The following is an 18,175-nucleotide window of genomic DNA, read 5'->3' as shown; positions in this document are numbered from 1 at the left end:
CGTGTCGGTGGGTGTGGTGACGTTGTTCAGCGCGGGCCTGCTCGGCTTCGCGCTGCTGTACGACGGCGAGGCGACGGCGGACGTCGACCTGAACGACTCCGGCGTCTGGGTGACGCAGACCGCGCAGGGCCAGCTCGGCCGGTTCAACTACGAGGCCAAGGCCCTGGACGGCGTGCTGCTGGCGAACTCGACGAGCTTCGACGTCGAGCAGGACGCCCAGCGCGTGCTCCTGGACAGCGTGAGCGACTTCTCGGCGAGCCCGGTGAACCCGGCGCAGCTGTCGCTGGACAACACGATGAAGTTCCCCGCGGGCGCGCAGGTCGCCGCGGGCGGCGCCACCACCGCGGTCTACGACGGCGAGACCGGTCGCACGTGGGTCATGCCGTTCGACGCGGCCACCTTCGACGAGAAGGAGAACAAGCCGACGCTCACGGTCGGCACGGGCGGCACGCTCGCGGTGGGCAGGGACGGCACCGTGCACGTGGCCGTGCCGGGCGACGGCAAGCTATACACGGTCCCGACCAGCACGCAGGGCGTCGCCGAGGACGCCGACGAGTCGTCGCTGGCCCTGGCCGCGGACGCCAAGATCCAGGTCACGGCGGTGGGCGACCAGCCCGTAGTGCTGAACCAGTCCACGGGCAGCCTGGTGCTGCCGGGCGGCGACTCCGTCCAGATCGAGGACGGCTCCCAGGGCATGCTGCAGCAGCCCTCCGGCGAGGCGGACGACGTCGCGCTCGCGACCCCCACGGGCCTGGTCACCGTGGCGCTGGGCGGGGGCGACCCGGTCAAGCACAGCTTCGCGGGCGGGACCGGCGGGCAGCCGTCGGCGCCCGTGCAGCTCGGCGGCTGCCTCTACGGCGCCTGGGCGGGCGGCCAGGTCATCCGCGAGTGCGGGGACCGGGAGGACGACGTGAACCAGGTGCTGGAGGGCATCAACCCCGCCGCGAACCTGGTCTACCGGGTCAACCGCAACATCATCGTCCTGAACGACGTCGCGAACGGCTCGCTGTGGATGGCCGCCGACGAGTTCGAGAAGGTGGACGACTGGAAGCAGACGATGCCCGAGGACGCCGAGGGCGAGAAGACCGAGACGGAGGAGGCGACCCCGGAGCAGGTCGACCAGGCCGTGGCCGACCGCAACCGGGCCAACCGCCCGCCCGTGGCGAAGCCCGACACGTTCGGCGTGCGGCCGGGCCGCACGACGGTGCTCAACGTGCTGGGCAACGACTCCGACCTGGACGGCGACGTCATGGTCGCGGCCGTCAAGGGCGAGGTCGAGGGCGACATCAGGGTCGACCGCGTGCTGGGCGGCGCCGCCCTGCAGGCCGACGTGCCCGACGAGGCGACCGGAACCTCCACCTTCACGTACCAGGTGGACGACGGCCGAGGCGGCAGCGACCAGGCGTCCGTGGACGTCGAGGTCGTGCCGCTGGAGGAGAACAACGCCCCCGAGCAGCCGGGCAAGCCGGTGCTCGTGGTGGGCCAGGGCAGCATCGGCACCATCAAGGTGCTGCCGTACTTCAAGGACCCCGACGGCGACGACATGTTCCTGTCCAGCGCCAGCACCGCCGACCCGCTGGACGAGGTGCGGTTCCGCCCGGACGGCACGGTCGAGTTCCGCGACGGCGGCACCGTGACGGGCAACAAGGTCGTCGAGCTCGTGGTGTCCGACGCCCTGGGCATGCCGTACCAGGGCACGCTGATCATCCAGGTGGTCGCGGCCAACGTGCCGCCGGTCGCTGTGCAGGACCACGTGACCGTGCTGGCCGGCGAGCCCGTGACGGTGGACCCGCTGGTCAACGACTTCGACCCCAACGGGGACGACATCCGCCTGACCCGGGTCGACGACAAGCAGGGCGCGGAGATCACGACCAGCTCGACCGCCCAGACGTTCCGGTTCCGCTCGGAGACCCCTGGCTCGTACGACGTGACCTACGAGATCACCGACGGCCCCGAGCCGACCATGGGCCTGGTGCGCGTCGACGTCGTGCCGCCGCCGGACGAGGCGGGTGCGCCCGTCGCGGTCTCCGACCAGGTGCTGCTCCCGGCGGGCGGCACGGCCCTCGTGGACGTGCTCGCCAACGACACCGACCCCGCGGGCGGCGTGCTCGTGGTGCAGGGGGTCAGCGTGCCGTCCGACGCACCCGTGAGCGTCTCGGTGCTCAACCACCAGATCCTCAAGGTCTCCGAGGTCAAGCGCCTGGAGGGGCCGGTCACGATCTCGTACACGGTCGCCAACGGCACGAGCACGGCCAAGGGGCAGGTGCGTGTGGTGCCGATCCCGGCGCCGGCCCAGCTCCGACCGCCGGAGGCGGGCCCGGACGAGGCGACCGTGCACGTGGGCGACGTCGTGACCATCCCGGTGCTGAAGAACGACAACCACCCGGACGGCCTGGAGCTCACCCTCACGGACGAGCTGCAGGAGGCGCCCCCGGCCGAGGCGGGCGAGGCCTTCGTCTCCGAGGACACCGTGCGGTTCCGGGCCGGCCAGGAGGCCGGGACGTACCACGCGGTCTACGAGGTCGCGGACGCCAACGGGCAGAAGGACTCGGCGCAGGTCACGATCAACGTGCTCGACGCGCCGGAGAACTCCGCGCCGCAGCTTCCCGACATCGAGGCACGGGTGCTGGGCAACGGCGTCGTGCGCATCCCGCTGCCGCTCGACGGCACCGACCCCGACGGCGACCACGTCACGCTGAGCGCCATCTCGGCCGCGCCGTCGAAGGGCACGGCGACGATCGTCGACGGGTTCATCGACTACCAGGCGGCCGAAGGGAGCAGCGGGCTGGACACGTTCACCTACCAGGTCACGGACACCCGCGGCGCACCGGCCGAGGGCGTCGTGCGGGTCGGCATCGCGCCGCCCCCGGCGTCGAACCAGGAACCGCAGGCGATCGACGACGTGACGACGGTGCGGCCCGGCCGCACGGTGGCCGTCGCGGCCCTGGAGAACGACTCGGACCCGGACGGCGACCAGATCTCGCTGGTCGCGAAGGGTTTTGAGGGCACGGGCGACCTGAAGCCCAAGGCGGTGGAGGACGACGTCGTGGTCACCGCGCCGGACGACGAGGGCGCCTACTCCTTCTACTACGCCATCCAGGACACGTTCAAGGCGGAGGCCAGCGGCGCCGTCACGGTGAACGTGGACCGGAACGCGCCGCTGCTGCGGCCGATCGCCCACGACGACGTCGTGACGGTCGACGACGTGGAGGGCTCCACCAGCGTCACGGTCGACGTGCTGGCCAACGACGTGGACCCGGACGGCGTGGCCGCCGACCTCGCCGTGTCCGTGGACCCGGACCTGACGGGCGTGACCGTCACCGAGTCGAACGGCATCCGGGTCGAGCTGACCCAGGACGCCCAGGTGATCACCTACACGGTCACCGACATGGACGGCCTGGAGGCCAAGGCGTTCGTCCGCGTGCCGGGCGACCAGGCGCGGCCACACGTCAAGCCCGGCCTGGAGCCGCTGAAGGCGACCAGCGGCGAGCCGCTGACGATCGACCTGGCCGAGTACGTGGTGGTGCGCGACGGCCGCGAGCCGCGGATCACCGAGGAGAAGACCGTCAAGGCGCTGGAGGGCTCGGCCGACGTCGCCGACCACGACACCATCGTCTACACCTCGGAGCTGGACTACGCCGGCGCGGCGTCGGTCAGCTTCGAGGTGACCGACGGCGACGGGCCGGACGACGCCGACGGCCTGTCGGCGGTGCTGACGCTGCCGATCGACGTGACGCCGTCGACGAACATGCCGCCCAAGGTCACGGGCCGGCCCGTGCTCAAGGTCGCGGCGGCCGAGGAGGCCGACGTCGACCTGTCGCGGTACGTCACCGACCCCGACAAGGACCCGCTGACCTTCGACGTCAAGGGCGCCGAGGGCGTCACCACCACGGTGTCGGGCGCGGTCGTGACCGGCGAGGTCGACGCGTCGGTGCCCAAGGGCACCTTCCGCGAGCTGCCGATGACGGTCTCGGACGGCAAGAACCCGGCGGTGAAGACCGTGCTGACCGTCGAGGTGGTGCCGTCGACCCGGCAGCTCGCCAAGACGGCGCAGGACGTGGTGCTGGACGCCCACCAGGGCGAGGCGACGACCATCCCGGTCCTCGCCAACGACACCAACCCGTTCCCCGACAAGCCGCTCAAGGTGGTCGGCGCCCAGCGCGAGACGGGCCAGGGCGACGTCTCGTTCAACGAGTCCGAGGTAGTCGTGACCCCGGGCGCGGACTTCACCGGCGTCATGACGGTGCGCTACCGCGTGCAGGACGCGACCGGGGACCCCGACCGCGAGGTCGACGGCACCGCGAAGCTGACCGTGCTGGGCAAGCCCGAGGCGCCCCGCGCTCCCCGGGTCGAGGAGGTGCGCTCGGAGACCGTGGTGCTGAGCTGGGACCAGCCCAACAACAACGGCTCCGACGTCACCGGCTACACGCTGCGGACACAGAACGGTCAGGAGCACGCGTGCAAGACGACCACCTGCACGTTCGACGGGCTCAAGAACAACGTGAAGTACACGTTCACCGTCACAGCCACGAACGAGGTCGGCGAGTCCGCGCCGTCCCCCGCGTCACGTGCGGTCCGTCCGGACGCGAAGCCGGACCAGCCCGCGCCGCCGACGCTCAAGTTCGGCGACAAGAAGCTGACCGTGTCCTGGAAGAACAAGTCCTACTCGGACCGGTCCCCGATCGAGTGCGTCAACCTGGAAATCAGCCCCGCCCCCAGCGGGGTGACGCAGAAGACCTGCCAGCCGGGCACCAGCACCACGTGGAGCGGCCTGGAGAACGGCACGGCGTACACGGTGCGCGTGCAGGCCAAGAACAAGGCCCCGGACCCGTCCGACTGGTCCGCGCCGTCGGCACCGGAGACGCCGGCCGCTCCCCCGGCCGCACCCGCGGTGCCGACCGCGACCCGGGTGGACACCGCCGTGGGCGGGCAGATCACCGTGAGGTGGACGGCGCCGGCCAACAACGGTGACGCCATCGACAAGTACTGGTTGGGCGTCTACACGGGTGGCGAGCTGGTCAAGGCGATCGACACGATCCGGACGACGGAGGTCGTGCAGGAGCTGTCGACCGACTCGACGTACACGTTCCGGGTCCGGGCGATCAACAAGGCCGGCAAGGGCGACGCGAGCCCCTTCTCGAACGCGGTGGTGCCCTTCGGCGTCCCCGACGTCCCGGGCAAGCCGACCGCGAAGCTCGGCTCCACCACGAGCGGCCAGGCGAACGTGAGCTGGAACCGTGTCACGGAGTTCCGCGGCGCGGGGGCCCACTACGAGGTCACGGCCAACGGGGAGCCCAACCCCCCGAGCGCGGGCAACAACGCCACGTACGTGTACAAGGGCCTGAACAACGGCACGTCGTACACGTTCCAGGTGCGGGCGTGCAACGCCGACGCCTGCTCGAGCTGGTCGTCCGCGTCGAACGCGGTGACCCCGTACGGGCCGCCGCCGGTCCCGAAGATCACCGCGACCGGCGAGGGCGGCAAGGTGACGTTCACCTGGGACGCGCGGACGGAGAACGGCCGCCCCACCACCGCCCGGGTGACGGGTTCGATCACCAGCACGTCCAAGAGCGGCACCCAGTCGGCCACGGCCGGCGCCGGGCAGTCCCGGCAGGCGTGCGTCGAGGTGACCGACTCCACGGGCAAGAAGGCCAGCGCCTGCGACTCGGCGGCGGCCCTGACGCCCAAGGCCTGGGTGACCGTGGGCGGCGGGAGCGGCGACTGCTCGAGCTGCCGCAACTGGGTGCTGAACTGGTCGGGCTTCGACTCGGGCAACCACGAGGCGGCCTGCTGGGCGGGCAACACGCAGAAGTACGACCAGGACAGCCCGACCTACTGGCACGACATCCACCCGCCGCACGCCAACACCTGGAGCGGCAGCACGAAGTACGCGATGAACGGGTCCAGCGGGTCCCGGACGCTCTCGTGCTTCATGAGCTCCAAGTACAACGGGGCGGACGTCGCGTTCATGGTCGACGGCGAGCGGTACCAGGTCTCGACCTGGAACAGCTGACCTGACCCGCGGCGGGGGCGTACGGGCGACCGTGCGCCCCCGCTGTCATACGCCCGGAATCGCTCCGGAATCGTTCCGGAGGCGAATTGCCCTACTTGTCGTTACGCTGCCGCCGACGCCAGGTTCGACCATTTGGTCCGCTCTGCCCTGAGTCGCGCCGACGACCTGGACCTCGAACGCAAAGGACCGCAATGTTCGCCCAGGCCCTCACCACCAGCCTGATCGACGGCAGCCGCACCGTCGACAGCCACACCGTCGACAGCGACCACGGGACGTCGATCTGCCGGAGCTGGGCGAACCATCCGGGGGCCAGGACCACGGACACGGACCACGGCGGGTACTCCGCCGTCGTCGACCACGCGCCGCTCCCGCCGGCGCGCGACACGGCCACGCTCAGCGTGCTCCGGGGAGCGGCCGTCGACGTCGGCTGCGGGTGGGCCTTCTTCGACGGCCTGGCGCCGGCGGCCGGCTTCGTGCGCGCCGGCCTGCTGTCCAACCTGAGCCCCTCCTGGGACCTGTTCGAGGCCGCCGAGGTGCGCTCCTGGTGCACCGAGCACTGCTGCGACGAGGCCGCGCTGGTGCTCGGCCGCCAGGTCCACGACCAGGACGAGATCGACGGGTTCTTCACGCAGTTCGCGACCTCGCTCGCCGCGTAGCGCGGCGCGCCCGGCGCCCCGCGCGCTTGCGGACGGCGACGCACCCGGACGACGACGCACCCGGACGACGACGCACGCGGGCCGGCCTGGTACGACCCCAGTCGTACCAGGCCGGCCCGGTGCTGCCGGACGGCGGCGGTCAGTGCGTGCGCGGCACCTCCCCGCCCGGCGTGCGGCCGACGGCCGTCGCCAGTGCCTCGCCCAGCTGACGCCGGCGCCGGATGAGCAGCCCGCCCGCGGCGAGCAGCAGCAGGGCGCCGGTCACGAGGGTGGCCACGTCGGCGCCGGTCTGCGCCAGACCACCCCCACCGGTTCCGGTACCGGTCCCAGCACCGGTACCCGTCCCGGGGTCGTTGCCCGAGCCGCCGCCGGCCGTGGGCTCCACCACGAAGGTCGCGACGGCGGAGTCACCTGCCTCGGCGCTCGTGGCGATGCCGGAGTGCGTCCCGGTCCCGAAGTCGGCCGGGACGGTGAAGGTCCACGAGACCGTGCCGTCCTCGTCCGCCGCCGTGCCGGTGAGCACGATCTCCCGCGAGCGGATCACGCCGGTGACCATCTCGCCGGGCTCGAAGCCGGACGCGTAGAACGTCTGGCTGTCCCCCACGGCCACCGACTCGTCCTCGAACCACGCCGTGAGCGTGCGCGCGTCGCCGCCGGTCACCTCGACCGGGACCTCCGCGCCCTCGCTGCCGTCGGACGGCTCGGCGACGATCACGTGGATGCCCGGCTCCGTGTCCTCCGGCACCGTGATGGTGACGGTGAACCCGCAGGTGTCGTCCGGGACCGCGACGACGGGCTCGCCGACCGGCTCCCCCGCGGCGTCGGTCAGCGTGACGGTGACGTCCACCCCGGCCGGGAAGCCGGTACCGGTGACGGTGACCTCGCCGCCCGGCTCGACCGTGCTCGGGTCGACGGTGAGGGTCGGGTCGGTGCACTGCTCACCGGGGTCGACCGGGGCCACGACGAGCGGGGCCTCGGCGGCCTCGCCGCTGGTGACGTCCGTGACGACGACGGTGTAGTCGCCCGGCTCGGCGTCCTCGGGGACCACCAGGTCGGTGGTGAGGGCGCCGTTCTCGTCGGTCTGCACGGTGACCGGTTCGCCGACGGGGTTGCCGTCCGCGTCGGTGAGCTGCACCGTGGCGGTGCTGTCGGGCGTGTAGCCCGCACCGTTCACCGTCACCGTGCCGCCCGGCTCGACCTCGGACGGGTCCACCGTGACCGCCGGGTTGACGGCCGGCGCCTCGTCGGAGACGGCGAGCGCCGCCTCCACGGAGGTGCCGGTGGTGTCGTCCGTGGCGGCGACGGTGTAGTCGCCCGGCTCGGCGTCCTCCGGTACGGCGAGGAGCGTCGAGAAGGCGCCGTTGTCGTCGGTGTCGACCGTGACCGGCTCGCCCACGGGGTTGCCGTCGGCGTCGGTGAGCTGCACCGTGACGGTGCTGTCGGGCGTGAAGCCCGTGCCGGAGACCGCCGTGCTCCCGCCCGGCGCGACCTCGGTCGGCGCGAGGGTGAGCTCCGGGGTGATGGGTGCCGCGACGACGTTCAGGGTCTCCTCGGCGGAGGTGCCCGTGGTGTCGTCCGTGGCGACCACGGTGTAGTCGCCCGGCTCGGCGTCCTCGGGGACCGTCAGGTCGGTCGTGAAGTCACCGTTCTCGTCGGTGTCGACCACGACCGGCTCGCCCACGGGGTTGCCGTCGGCATCGGTGAGCTGCACCGTGACGGTGCTGTCGGGCGTGTATCCCTCGCCCGTCACCGTGGTGGTGTCACCCGGGACGACCTCCGTCGGGTCCACCGTCAGGGTGGGCTCGATCGGCGCCGCGACGACGGTCAGGGTCTCCTCCGCAGAGGTGCCCGTCGTGTCGTCCGTGGCGACCACGGTGTAGTCGCCCGGCTCTGCGTCCTCAGGGACCGTCAGGTCGGCCGTGAAGTCCCCGTTCTCGTCGGTGTCGACCACGACCGGCTCGCCCACGGGGTTCCCGTCGGCGTCCGTGAGCTGGACCGTGACGGTGCTGTCGGGCGTGTATCCCTCGCCCGTCACCGTCGTGGTGTCACCCGGGACGACCTCCGTCGGGTCCACCGTCAGGGTGGGCTCGATCGGTGCCGCGACGATCGTCAGGGCCGCCTCGGCCGGCGTACCGGTCGTGTCGTCCGTGCCGACCACCGTGTACTCGCCCGGCTCGACGGTCTCCGCGATCACCACGTCGGTGGTGAAGGCGCCGTCCTCGTCCGTGCCGAGCGAGACCGGCCCACCGACCGGGTCGCCGTCGGCGTCGACGAGCTGGACCGTGACGGTGCTGTTCGGCGTGTAGCCCGTGCCGGACATGGTGGTGGTGCCGCCCTGCTCGACCTCCGCCGGGTCCAGCGTCAGGGTGGGCTCGATCGGTACGGCGGCGACGGTCAGCGCCGCCTCGGCCGGCGTACCGGTCGTGTCATCCGTGCCGACGACGGTGTAGTCACCCGGCTCCGTGTCCTCGGGGACGGTGAGGTCGGTGGTGAACGCGCCGTCCTCGTCGGTGTCGACCACGACCGGCTCCCCCACGGGGTTGCCGTCGGCGTCCGTGAGCTGGACCGTGACGGTCGAGTCGGGCGTGTAGCCCTCACCCGTCACCGTGGTGGTACCGCCCGGCACGGCCTCCGTCGGGTCCACCGTCAGGGTGGGCTCGATGGGTGCCGCGACGATCGTCAGCGCCGCCTCGGCGGGCGTGCCCGTGGTGTCGTCCGTGCCGACGACGGTGTAGTCACCCGGCTCGGCGTCCTCCGGAACCGTCAGGTCGGTGGTGAACGCGCCGTCCTCGTCCGTGTCGACCACGACCGGCTCGCCCACGGGGTTCCCGTCGACGTCCGTGAGCTGCACGGTGACGGTCGAGTCGGGCGTGTAGCCCTCACCGGTCACCGTCGTCGTGTCGCCCGGCACGGCCTCGGCCGGGTCGACCGTCAACGTCGGGTCGATCTCCGCGGCGGGGATGACCGTCAGGGCGGCCTCGGCGGGCGTGCCCGTGCTGTCGTCCGTGCCGACCACGGTGTAGTCACCCGGCTCCGCGTCGTCCGGGACCGTCAGCGGCGTCTCGAACGCGCCGTTCTCGTCGGTGTCCACCACGACCGGCTCCCCCACGGGATCGCCGTCGGCGTCGGTGAGCTGGACCGTCACGGTCGAGTCAGGGGTGTAGCCCTCACCCGTCACCGTCGTCGTCCCGCCCGGGCCGACCTCGCCCGGGTCCACCGCGAGCGTGGGCTCGATCGCCAGCTCGCAGGCGTCGATCCGCGCACCGGAGTTGCCGAGCCCGACCCGGCCGGCGTCGGCCGACTCGACCAGGCCCAGGCTGAGCGCGGAGACCTCGACGTCGGCGAGCAGCTCCTCGCCGTCCGCCGTCGTGCAGGTCTCCGTCACCTGGCGGTTGATCTGCAGGGAGACGACCTGGACCAGCACCTCGAACACGGGCGACAGGGCCTCGCCGAGAGTGTCGGAGATCCCCTCCGTCAGCGGGTCGATCAGCTCCTCGAAGATCTGGTCGCCCGCGTCGCTGATGAGCAGGTCGTAGACCGCCCCGAAGATCGGCGCCGCCGTGTTGCCCAGGCCGTTGATCGTCGTCGTCAGCAGGGCGCCGGTCGCCGCCTGCACGCCGGTGCTCCGGTTGACCGCCTGCGGGAAGTCGCCGTTCACGGCACCGACCAGCGGCACGGACCAGGACACGTCGAGCCTGCCGAGCGCGGACTGGTCGAAGAAGGCGATGTTGACGGTCACGGCGTCCAGGGCCTCTTCGACCGCCCCGGTCATGATCTGCGTGACCTCCTGGAGGATCTCGGCTACGGCGTCGAGGACCTGGGCGGTGGTCTGCTCGTCCAGCACCTCGGTGTTGGGGGCGAGCCCGTTCAGCCCGACGCCGTCGTCCCCGGACCACGGGTCGGTGCCGTCCACCAGGTGCTCCAGGTGGAGCTGCAGCTCGCCGGTGGACAGGTCGATGGTCACGAGCTGGTTCTCGGAGGTGATCGGCTCGCCGACCACGGCCTCGACCAGCGTGTCCTGCAGGTCCGACTGCACGGTGAGCGTCGGCTCCGGGATGCCCGGCACCGCCGCCAGGAGGTCGGTCAGCGCCGAGAGGTCCAGCGTGTCGTTGACCAGCGACTCGATCTCCGTGTCGACCAGTCCGCCGATGTCGGAGACCGCGCCGGCCGCGTCCTCGATGGCGGGCGAGTGGAGCTGGAGGTCCGCGTCGCCCAGCCGGTACTGACCCGGGCCGGTGACCCCGCCGTCGGGGTCGAGGAACACGCCGTCCTCTGCGGTGACCTGCGATGCCGCGGCGCCGAGCTCGACGGTGAGCTCGTCGACGATCTCGTCGGTGAGGCCGTCGGCGCCGGCGAGCCGGGCCAGCGACAGCACGTCGAGGCTCGCGGCTCCGAACTCGTCGTCGGTGCCGTCCAGGGTGACGCCGCCGTCGGCGCCCACCAGGCCGGACACGGCGTCCGCGTCCTGCGGGCCGGACGCCTCGCTCGTGCTCGCGAGCGCGCCCACCTGCCCGAAGTCGAGGATCTGGTCGACGGGGATCTCGAGGTCCCCGATCTGGAGCAGCTGGGACCCGAGGAGGTCGACGTCGATGTTCTCCGTGTTCGGGCCGGGGTTGCTCTCCGAGCCGGCGTCGGAGCTCGCGGCGCCCAGCAGGGCCTCCTCGAGCAGGTCCGAGTCCAGGACCGAGGCCGCGGCCTCGGCCGGCTCGTCCGGGTAGTTGTCCACCGCGACGGCGGGTAGGCCCGCGCTCGTCACGATCAGGGCTGAGGTGACGGCCACGGCGAAGCCTCGGCGCCACGTCGCGCCACCTCGCCTCCGGCCTGTCGGCACATGCTTCGAAACCAAGAGATCGCTCCTCACGCTCGCGCGTCCGGGGACGGCGTCCGGGTGACTGCGGGTCGCGTCGGTGGTGCGCGCCCCGGTCCAGAAGACACACGTTCGCGGTGACTTGCCACGCGCAACGCCAATCGTGCACAGGTGCACTCCGGTGCACTTTCCGTTGCGTCGGTGCAACGAAGGACAATTCGACGCGCTGAAGGCCGGGCAAAGGGGAACGGGGCGCGCAATGCGCCCGGGGCCGCGACAAGGAGCGGGTGAAAAATACCTCGCCTCCGCCGCTCCGGCCAGCGCAGCGGCGGATGCGGGGCCGGAAACCGCCGCGAGAGCAGGTGCCGATATCTCGCACAATTCACCCGGTGCCATATGCTCCACTAGGAGGCTTCAACGGAAAGTCATGGGGTCTTCTGGAAAGGAATTGAACGTGGGTCCAGAAAGCGGACCCCCGGCACCGACGCCGCCGCACGAGTCCTCCGGGTGGGCGTCAGCCGAGGGAAGCAGGGGGCTGGACCGGGCGGTCCATGGTCGCGATCCGGAGCTGCGGGTCATCGCGGCCTTCGCGACCAGCCTGGACCCGAGCACCCTGGTGGTGAGCGGTCCCAGCGGGATCGGCAGGAGCACGACGGTGCTGGCCGCGCTGCGCCGGACCGGCGCGCACCTGTCGGCCGTGCGGGTCGTACGGTCGAGCTCCGCGCGGCCGTACGCGCAGGGCCTGGTGGGCCGGGACCGCCTGGACCTCTCGGACCTGACTGCCCCGGCGGACCCCGGGCCGGGACACGAGCTCGACCCCGCCGGGCTCCTGGAGGCGGTGGACCGCGGCGTCCCGCACGCCGGCGGCGGTCCCCGGGTGCTGTTCGTCGACGACGTCGAGCTGCTCCCGCCGGGCGGCATCGCGTGGCTCGAGCGCCTGGGCGACGCGGCGTACGAGCGCGACTGGCGGGTCGTGCTCGCCGCCCGGCGCGTCGTGCGCGCCCGGCTGCCCGACGACGTCGAGCTCGTCGAGCTGGGCCCCCTCGCCGTCCGGCCGCTGCGGCTGCTGCTGGACGAGCGCCCGGGGCTGCCCGTCGCCAGGGACGTGGCGGACCGGCTGCACCGGTGGAGCGCCGGCAACCCGCGCGTCGCCCTCGAGCTGGCCGACGGCCTCAGCGAGAGCCAGCGGCGCGGCGACGTCGGGTGGGCCGGCCCGCGCACCGTGGGGCTCGCGGCGCGGCGCGCGTACCGGGGCCTCGCGGACGAGGCCGGGGCGGCGGACGCGGCCCGCCACCCGCTGCTGGGCCTGCTGCGCGAGGAGCGGGCGGCGGCCGACGGCGGTGCCGTGGGGCGGGTGTGCGTCGGCGGCACGGTCGCCGAGACGATCCTGGACGGGCTGCACCTCGACGACGTCGCCGCGCTGGCCGACGCCGGCGCGGAACCGCGCGTCGCCGCCCGGGCGGCCGGCGTCACGCTGCTGACCGGGTCGGCCTGGGCCGAGGGCGCCGGCCGGTGGGCGCCGCCGGTGGCCGCAGCACAGTGGACCGACCACCTGTGGTGGCGGGACCCTTCCGGCGTCGGGCGGGCGACCCGGGCCGCCGGGGTGCGGGCCGCCGCCGCGCTGATCGAGCTGGAGCACACCGGCCGGCTCGCCGACCCGGCCGCGCTGCGCGCCGACCTCGGCCGCCTCGGGTCGGGCCCCGACCCGCACTGGCTGGGGCTGTGCCTCCAGGTCAGGGGGCACCTGCTGCTGGGCGACGGGTCGGGGGCGCGCCGGTTCCTGGAGAACCGGGCGGGCCCGGCCGAGGGCCGCACGGTGGCGGAGGTCGTCGCCCGGGACCTGGCGACGGCGCGGGTCGCGATGTTCGACGGCCGGGCGGCGGACGCCCGCGCCCACCTCGCGCACGCGACCGACCTGCGGCCCAGCGCCCAGGAGTGGCTCCCCGTCCAGGGCCTGCGCGCCGTCGCGGCCGCGGTGCTCGACGGCGCGGCGCCCGGGAGCGCGCTGCCCGCGCGGCCGGGGGCGTGGTCCACCCGGGCGCTGGGCGAGTTCGCCGTCGACCTGGGCACCGCGCACCTCGCCGTCGGGCAGGCCGAACGGGCCGCCGAGCTGCTCACCATCGGCCTCGAACGCTGCGCCTGGCCCTACCGCGGCCGGGCGCAGGCCCACGCCGACCTGGTCGAGGCCCACATGCTCCACGAGCCCTTCCGCGGCGCGCTGCCGTACCAGGCCCGGCGGCTGGTCGACCCGCCAGTACCCCCGGACGAGCGCACCGACGCCGACACCGCGGCCGCCCACGCGCGGACCCTGGCCGTGCTCGCCGCGCTCGAGGGCGACGAGACCGGGCGGAGCGGCGTCGAGGGGTGGCTGCCCGCGGAGCCCGCGCCGGTCTCGCCCTGGCAGCGGCTCCGGTCGCTGATCGCCTACGGCCGGCACGAGGTGGCGCACGGGGACCGCGCCTCGGCGGAGCCGGCCCTGCGGGAGGCCCGGACGCTCGCCCACCTCACCGGGGTGCCCGGCTGGGGCGTGGCGGTCGACGCCTGCCTGACCGGCCCGGACACCCGGAACGAGCACGTCTGGGACGAGCTCGACGACGACGAGCGCGAGCTGGTCCGCCTCGCGCTGCGCGGCACCACCAACGCGCAGATCGCCCGGATCGCCTACGTCTCGCTGCGCACCGTCGCCAACCGCTTCCGCCAGATCTACGCGGTGCTGCACGTCCGCGACCGGCGGGACCTGACCGAGCTGGCCAGGTCCCACCCGCCGTCCTGGCTCGCCGAGCGAGCCTGACCGGCTACCCGGCGTCCGCCGCCAGCCGCTGCGCGACGGCCGCCGCCTCGGCGGCCTTGACCTGCGCCTTCTCCGCCCGTCGCGCGGCCTTGGCGGCCCGCTTCGGCGTGCTGCCCTCCGAGCGGCGCTCGAACAGCGTGTAGATCACCGGCACCACGTACAGCGTGAGCAGCGTCGAGGACACGAGCCCGCCGATCACCACGAGCGCCAGCGGCTGCGAGATGAACGCCCCGCCACCCGTCAGGCCGAACGCCATCGGGGTCAGCGCCAGGATCGTCGCCGCCGCCGTCATCACGATCGGCCGCAGACGCTGGCGCGAGCCCTCCCGCACCGCCTCGTCGAGCGGCCGCCCGTCGGCCCGGTACTGGTTGATCAGGTCGATGAGCACGATCGCGTTGGACACCACGATGCCCACCAGCATCAGCACGCCGATCAGCGCGGCGACGTCCAGCGGCGTACCCGTGAGCAGCAGCGCCAGCAGCGCGCCCGTGGCCGCGAACGGCACCGACACCAGCAGGATCAGCGGCTGCCCGATGCTCCGGAACGTCGCCACCATCACCAGGTACACGATCAGGATCGCCGCCAGCAGCGCCAGGCCCAGGTCGGCGAACGCGTCGGCCTGGTCGGCCGCCACACCGCCCACGCTCACCTCGGCGCCGTTCGGCAGGTCCAGGCCGTCGATCTCCGTGGTCAGCGCCGTGGTGAGCGTGCCGAGGTCCTGCCCCGCCGGGGTCACCGCCACGGTCGCGCTGCGCTCGCCGTCCACCCGCGTCACCGACGCCGGGGCCGACACCTCCTCGACCGTCACCAGGTCGCTCAGCGGCACCACGCCCGCCGCCGTCGGCACGTCGATCTTCTCGATCTGCGCCGCCGTGGCCGGCACGTCGCCCGCGACGACGACGTCGAGCGACGACCCGTCCAGGTCCACCGTGCCGATGCTCGCCTCGTTCATCGCGCCGGCCACCAGGCCCGACACGGCCGCCTCGGTCAGCCCGGCCTCGGCCGCGGCGTCCCGGTCCACCGTCACCTGCACGGTCGACTGCTCGGCGGCCAGGTTGTTGGTCACGCTCTCGACGCCGTCCACGCCGGTGACGGCGTCCTCGACGGCGCTCGCGGCGTCGGACAGGTCGGCGGCGTCGGGCGCGGTGACCACCAGGTCCACGGTAGAGCTGGCGAAGCCGGCGTCCCCGGCCGCGACGGTGACATCGCCGTCCAGGGTGGCGGCGTCGAGCGCGTCGCGGACGTCGTCCTGCACGGCCTCGCCGTCGGCGTCCTCGTCCAGCGTCATCGCGAACGACGCACTGCTCCCGCCGCCGCCCATGCCGAAGGCGGCGGCCATGCCGTCGCCTGAGCCGACGGTGGTCTGCACGGTCGCGATGCCGGCGACACCCGCGAGCACCTCCTCGACCTCCTGGGCCGCCTCGTCCTGCTGCTCCAGCGAGGTGCCCGGCTCGAACTCCTGGGTGACCGACAGCGTGTCCTGGCCCGCGGCCCCGATGAAGTTGGTCTCCATGCGCGGCACCAGCGCGAGCGTTCCGGCCAGCAGCGCGACCGCGACCGTCAGCGTGACCGCCGGGTGGCGCAGCGAGGCGGCGAGCGACGGCACGTAGGCGCGCTGCCAGATGCCGCGGCGCTCCTTGAGCTCGGCGGCCTCCCGCATCGCGGCGCCGCCGTCGGCGGAGACCGGCACCTTGATGAACCAGTACGCGAGTACCGGCACGACCACGAGCGCGACGATCAGCGAGGCGCCCATGGCGATCGCCACGGTGACGGCGAACGGCTGGAACAGCTCGCCCGCCATGCCGCCCACCAGAGCGATCGGCGCGAACACCGCGATGGTGCAGACCGTGGAGGCCGTGATGGCGGCGCCCACCTCGCGCACGGCGGTGACGATCGCGTCCACGCGGTCCTCGCCGTAGGACAGGTGCCGCTTGATGTTCTCGATCACGACGATCGAGTCGTCCACGATGCGCCCGATCGAGATGGTCATGGCCGCGAGCGTGAGGATGTTCAGCGTGTAGCCGGTCAGGTTCATCGCCGCGAACGTCACGGCCAGCGACAGCGGGATCGAGATCGCCGAGACCAGCGTGGCCCGCAGCGAGGCCAGGAACACCAGGATCACGAGCACCGCGAACAGCAGGCCGAGGCCACCCTCCGTGGTCAGGCCCTCGATCGACTCCTCGATGAACGGGGCCTGGTCGAACGTGACGGCGGTGTTCACGCCCGCGTCGTCGAGCTCGTCCTCGACGTCGGCCAGCACGTCCTGCACCGCGTGCGACACGTCGACCGTGTTGCCGTCGGGCGTCTTGGTCAGCGCGATCGCGAGGGACGGCTCGCCGTCCAGGCGCGAGAAGGAGGTGGGGTCGACGTCCTGCAGGCTCACCTTCGCGACGTCGCCCAGGTGGACGACGTCGGGGGCGGAGGGGGTCTCGGCGTCGGGGGCGCCTGGGGTGGCGCCGGTTGCGCCTGCTGCGCCCGCTCCCGCTGCACCCGCGGCCCCGGCCGCTCCGGTCGCTCCGGCGGAGGCGCCGGCCGACGGGACGATCGGCAGGTCCTCGAGCTCCTCGACGGTGCTGACGGTGGTGCCCACCTGGACGCTGCTGGTGCGGCCGTCCTCGGTGACCGAGCCGACCGGCATGACCGTGCCGTTGTCCTGCAGCAGCGACGAGAGCTGGGCGGCGGTGAGGCCCGCGGCGGCCAGCTTGTCGTCGTCGGGCTCGATGACGACCTGGCGCTCGGTGGTGCCGGTCACGGTGACGTCGCGGACCTCGGTGATGCCCGACAGCTCGGGCACCAGGACGGAGTCGATCGTCTCGGTCAGCTCGCGCTCCGTGCCGTCGCCGGACACCGCGAGCTGCACCACGGGCAGGTCGTCGAACGAGCCGGCCATGACCTCGGGCTCGACGTCCTGCGGCAGGTCCTGGATGTTGCCCAGCGCGGAGGTCATCTCCTGGCTGGCCTCGTCGATGTCGGTGCCGTACTCGAGCTCGACGGTGGTCATCGAGATGCCCGTGGAGACGGTCGAGGTCACACCGGTCACGCCGTCGACCCCCTCGACGGCGGTCTCGACCGGGCCGGTGACCCGCTCCGAGACCAGCTCCGGCGACGTGCCCGGGTAGGTCGCGGTGACCGCCACCACGGGCACGTTCAGCGACGGTATGAGTTCCTGGCGGAGCTGCCCCATGCTGAAGATGCCGACGACGAAGACGGCTATCGTCGCGAGTGCCACAAGGGCACGGTTCGCGAGCGACATTCGGGCAAGACGAAACACACTGCCTCCAGATCTGGGGTTCACGCCGGGGTCCCACGACTCCGTCGGCGCAGTATTTTGCCTAACGCAAAGGATCGCGCCCGGGTTCCCGGCCCGCAACTCCGGTTCACCCGGGCCGGTACGCCGACTAAAGTCACTGCGTGACCGACCAGACGCGTGCGCAGCTCGCCGCCGAGCTCGCCGACCTGCACCACCGGCTCGGTGAGGCGTTCTTCGCCTCCCGGCTCCGGCCCCTGCTGGAGACGGACCTGACGGTGCAGCAGCTCAGAGCGCTGGCGCTCGTGCAGGTGGACCGCGACTCGACGCCGCAGCGGCTCGCCGAGGCGCTCGGCGTCTCCGCGGCCACGGTCTCCGGCATCCTCGACCGGCTCACGGCCGCCGGGATGGTCGTGCGCACCCCCGACCCCGACGACGGCCGCGTCCGCCGCGTGACCAGCACGGAGAGGGGCAGCGAGGCGATCCGGCGCATCGTCGCGCTGGAGGACGACCTGCCGCCCGACCTGCTCAACCTGCTCGACGTCGACGACCTCCGCGCCCTCACCCAGGGCACGAGAGCCCTCCTGGAGGCGGCCCGCCGCCTAGCCCCCTAACCCCTCGTTGAGTGCTGCGTATTTGTCCTTCCGCGGGCCGTGGAAGG

Annotated in this window: 6 protein-coding genes; 4 read left to right on the top strand and 2 right to left on the bottom strand. The window is 73.0% G+C overall.

What is annotated here, in order from left to right; genetic code table 11:
• Window positions 1-16 precede the first annotated feature (16 nt).
• Both FHX71_RS07400 and FHX71_RS07395 read left to right on the top strand, forming a co-directional pair.
• Window positions 17-6,013 (top strand): Ig-like domain-containing protein, encoded by a 5,997-nt coding sequence (locus FHX71_RS07400; RefSeq protein ID WP_312876953.1) that lies wholly within the window; start codon window positions 17-19, stop codon window positions 6,011-6,013.
• Window positions 6,014-6,204: 191 nt separating this feature from the next.
• Window positions 6,205-6,669: a hypothetical protein gene (locus tag FHX71_RS07395; RefSeq protein ID WP_182615092.1), complete on the top strand. Its 465-nt coding sequence runs from the start codon at window positions 6,205-6,207 to the stop codon at window positions 6,667-6,669.
• Between the two features lie 139 nt (window positions 6,670-6,808).
• Here FHX71_RS07395 and FHX71_RS07390 read toward each other — a convergent pair whose 3' ends face one another.
• Window positions 6,809-11,449 carry a choice-of-anchor G family protein gene (locus tag FHX71_RS07390; RefSeq protein WP_182615091.1) on the bottom strand — a complete coding sequence of 1,547 codons (4,641 nt, stop codon included), beginning with the start codon at window positions 11,447-11,449 and terminating at the stop codon, window positions 6,809-6,811.
• 481 nt (window positions 11,450-11,930) lie between these two features.
• Between FHX71_RS07390 and FHX71_RS29965 the strand changes: the two genes are divergently transcribed.
• Entirely contained in the window at window positions 11,931-14,267 is a 2,337-nt protein-coding gene (locus tag FHX71_RS29965) for a helix-turn-helix transcriptional regulator (RefSeq protein WP_182615090.1), read from the top strand.
• A 4-nt stretch (window positions 14,268-14,271) separates the two neighbouring features.
• Here FHX71_RS29965 and FHX71_RS07380 read toward each other — a convergent pair whose 3' ends face one another.
• Complete coding sequence (locus FHX71_RS07380; protein ID WP_182615089.1) at window positions 14,272-17,520, bottom strand: efflux RND transporter permease subunit; 3,249 nt, start codon at window positions 17,518-17,520, stop codon at window positions 14,272-14,274.
• Between the two features lie 158 nt (window positions 17,521-17,678).
• Between FHX71_RS07380 and FHX71_RS07375 the strand changes: the two genes are divergently transcribed.
• Entirely contained in the window at window positions 17,679-18,128 is a 450-nt protein-coding gene (locus FHX71_RS07375; protein ID WP_182615088.1) for a MarR family winged helix-turn-helix transcriptional regulator, read from the top strand.
• The last annotated feature ends 47 nt before the right edge of the window (window positions 18,129-18,175 follow it).

Source organism: Promicromonospora sukumoe (assembly GCF_014137995.1).
Lineage (GTDB): Bacteria > Actinomycetota > Actinomycetes > Actinomycetales > Cellulomonadaceae > Promicromonospora > Promicromonospora sukumoe.
The sequence above is the reverse complement of the archived record's forward strand: the minus strand, read 5'-3'. Positions and strand labels throughout refer to the sequence as shown.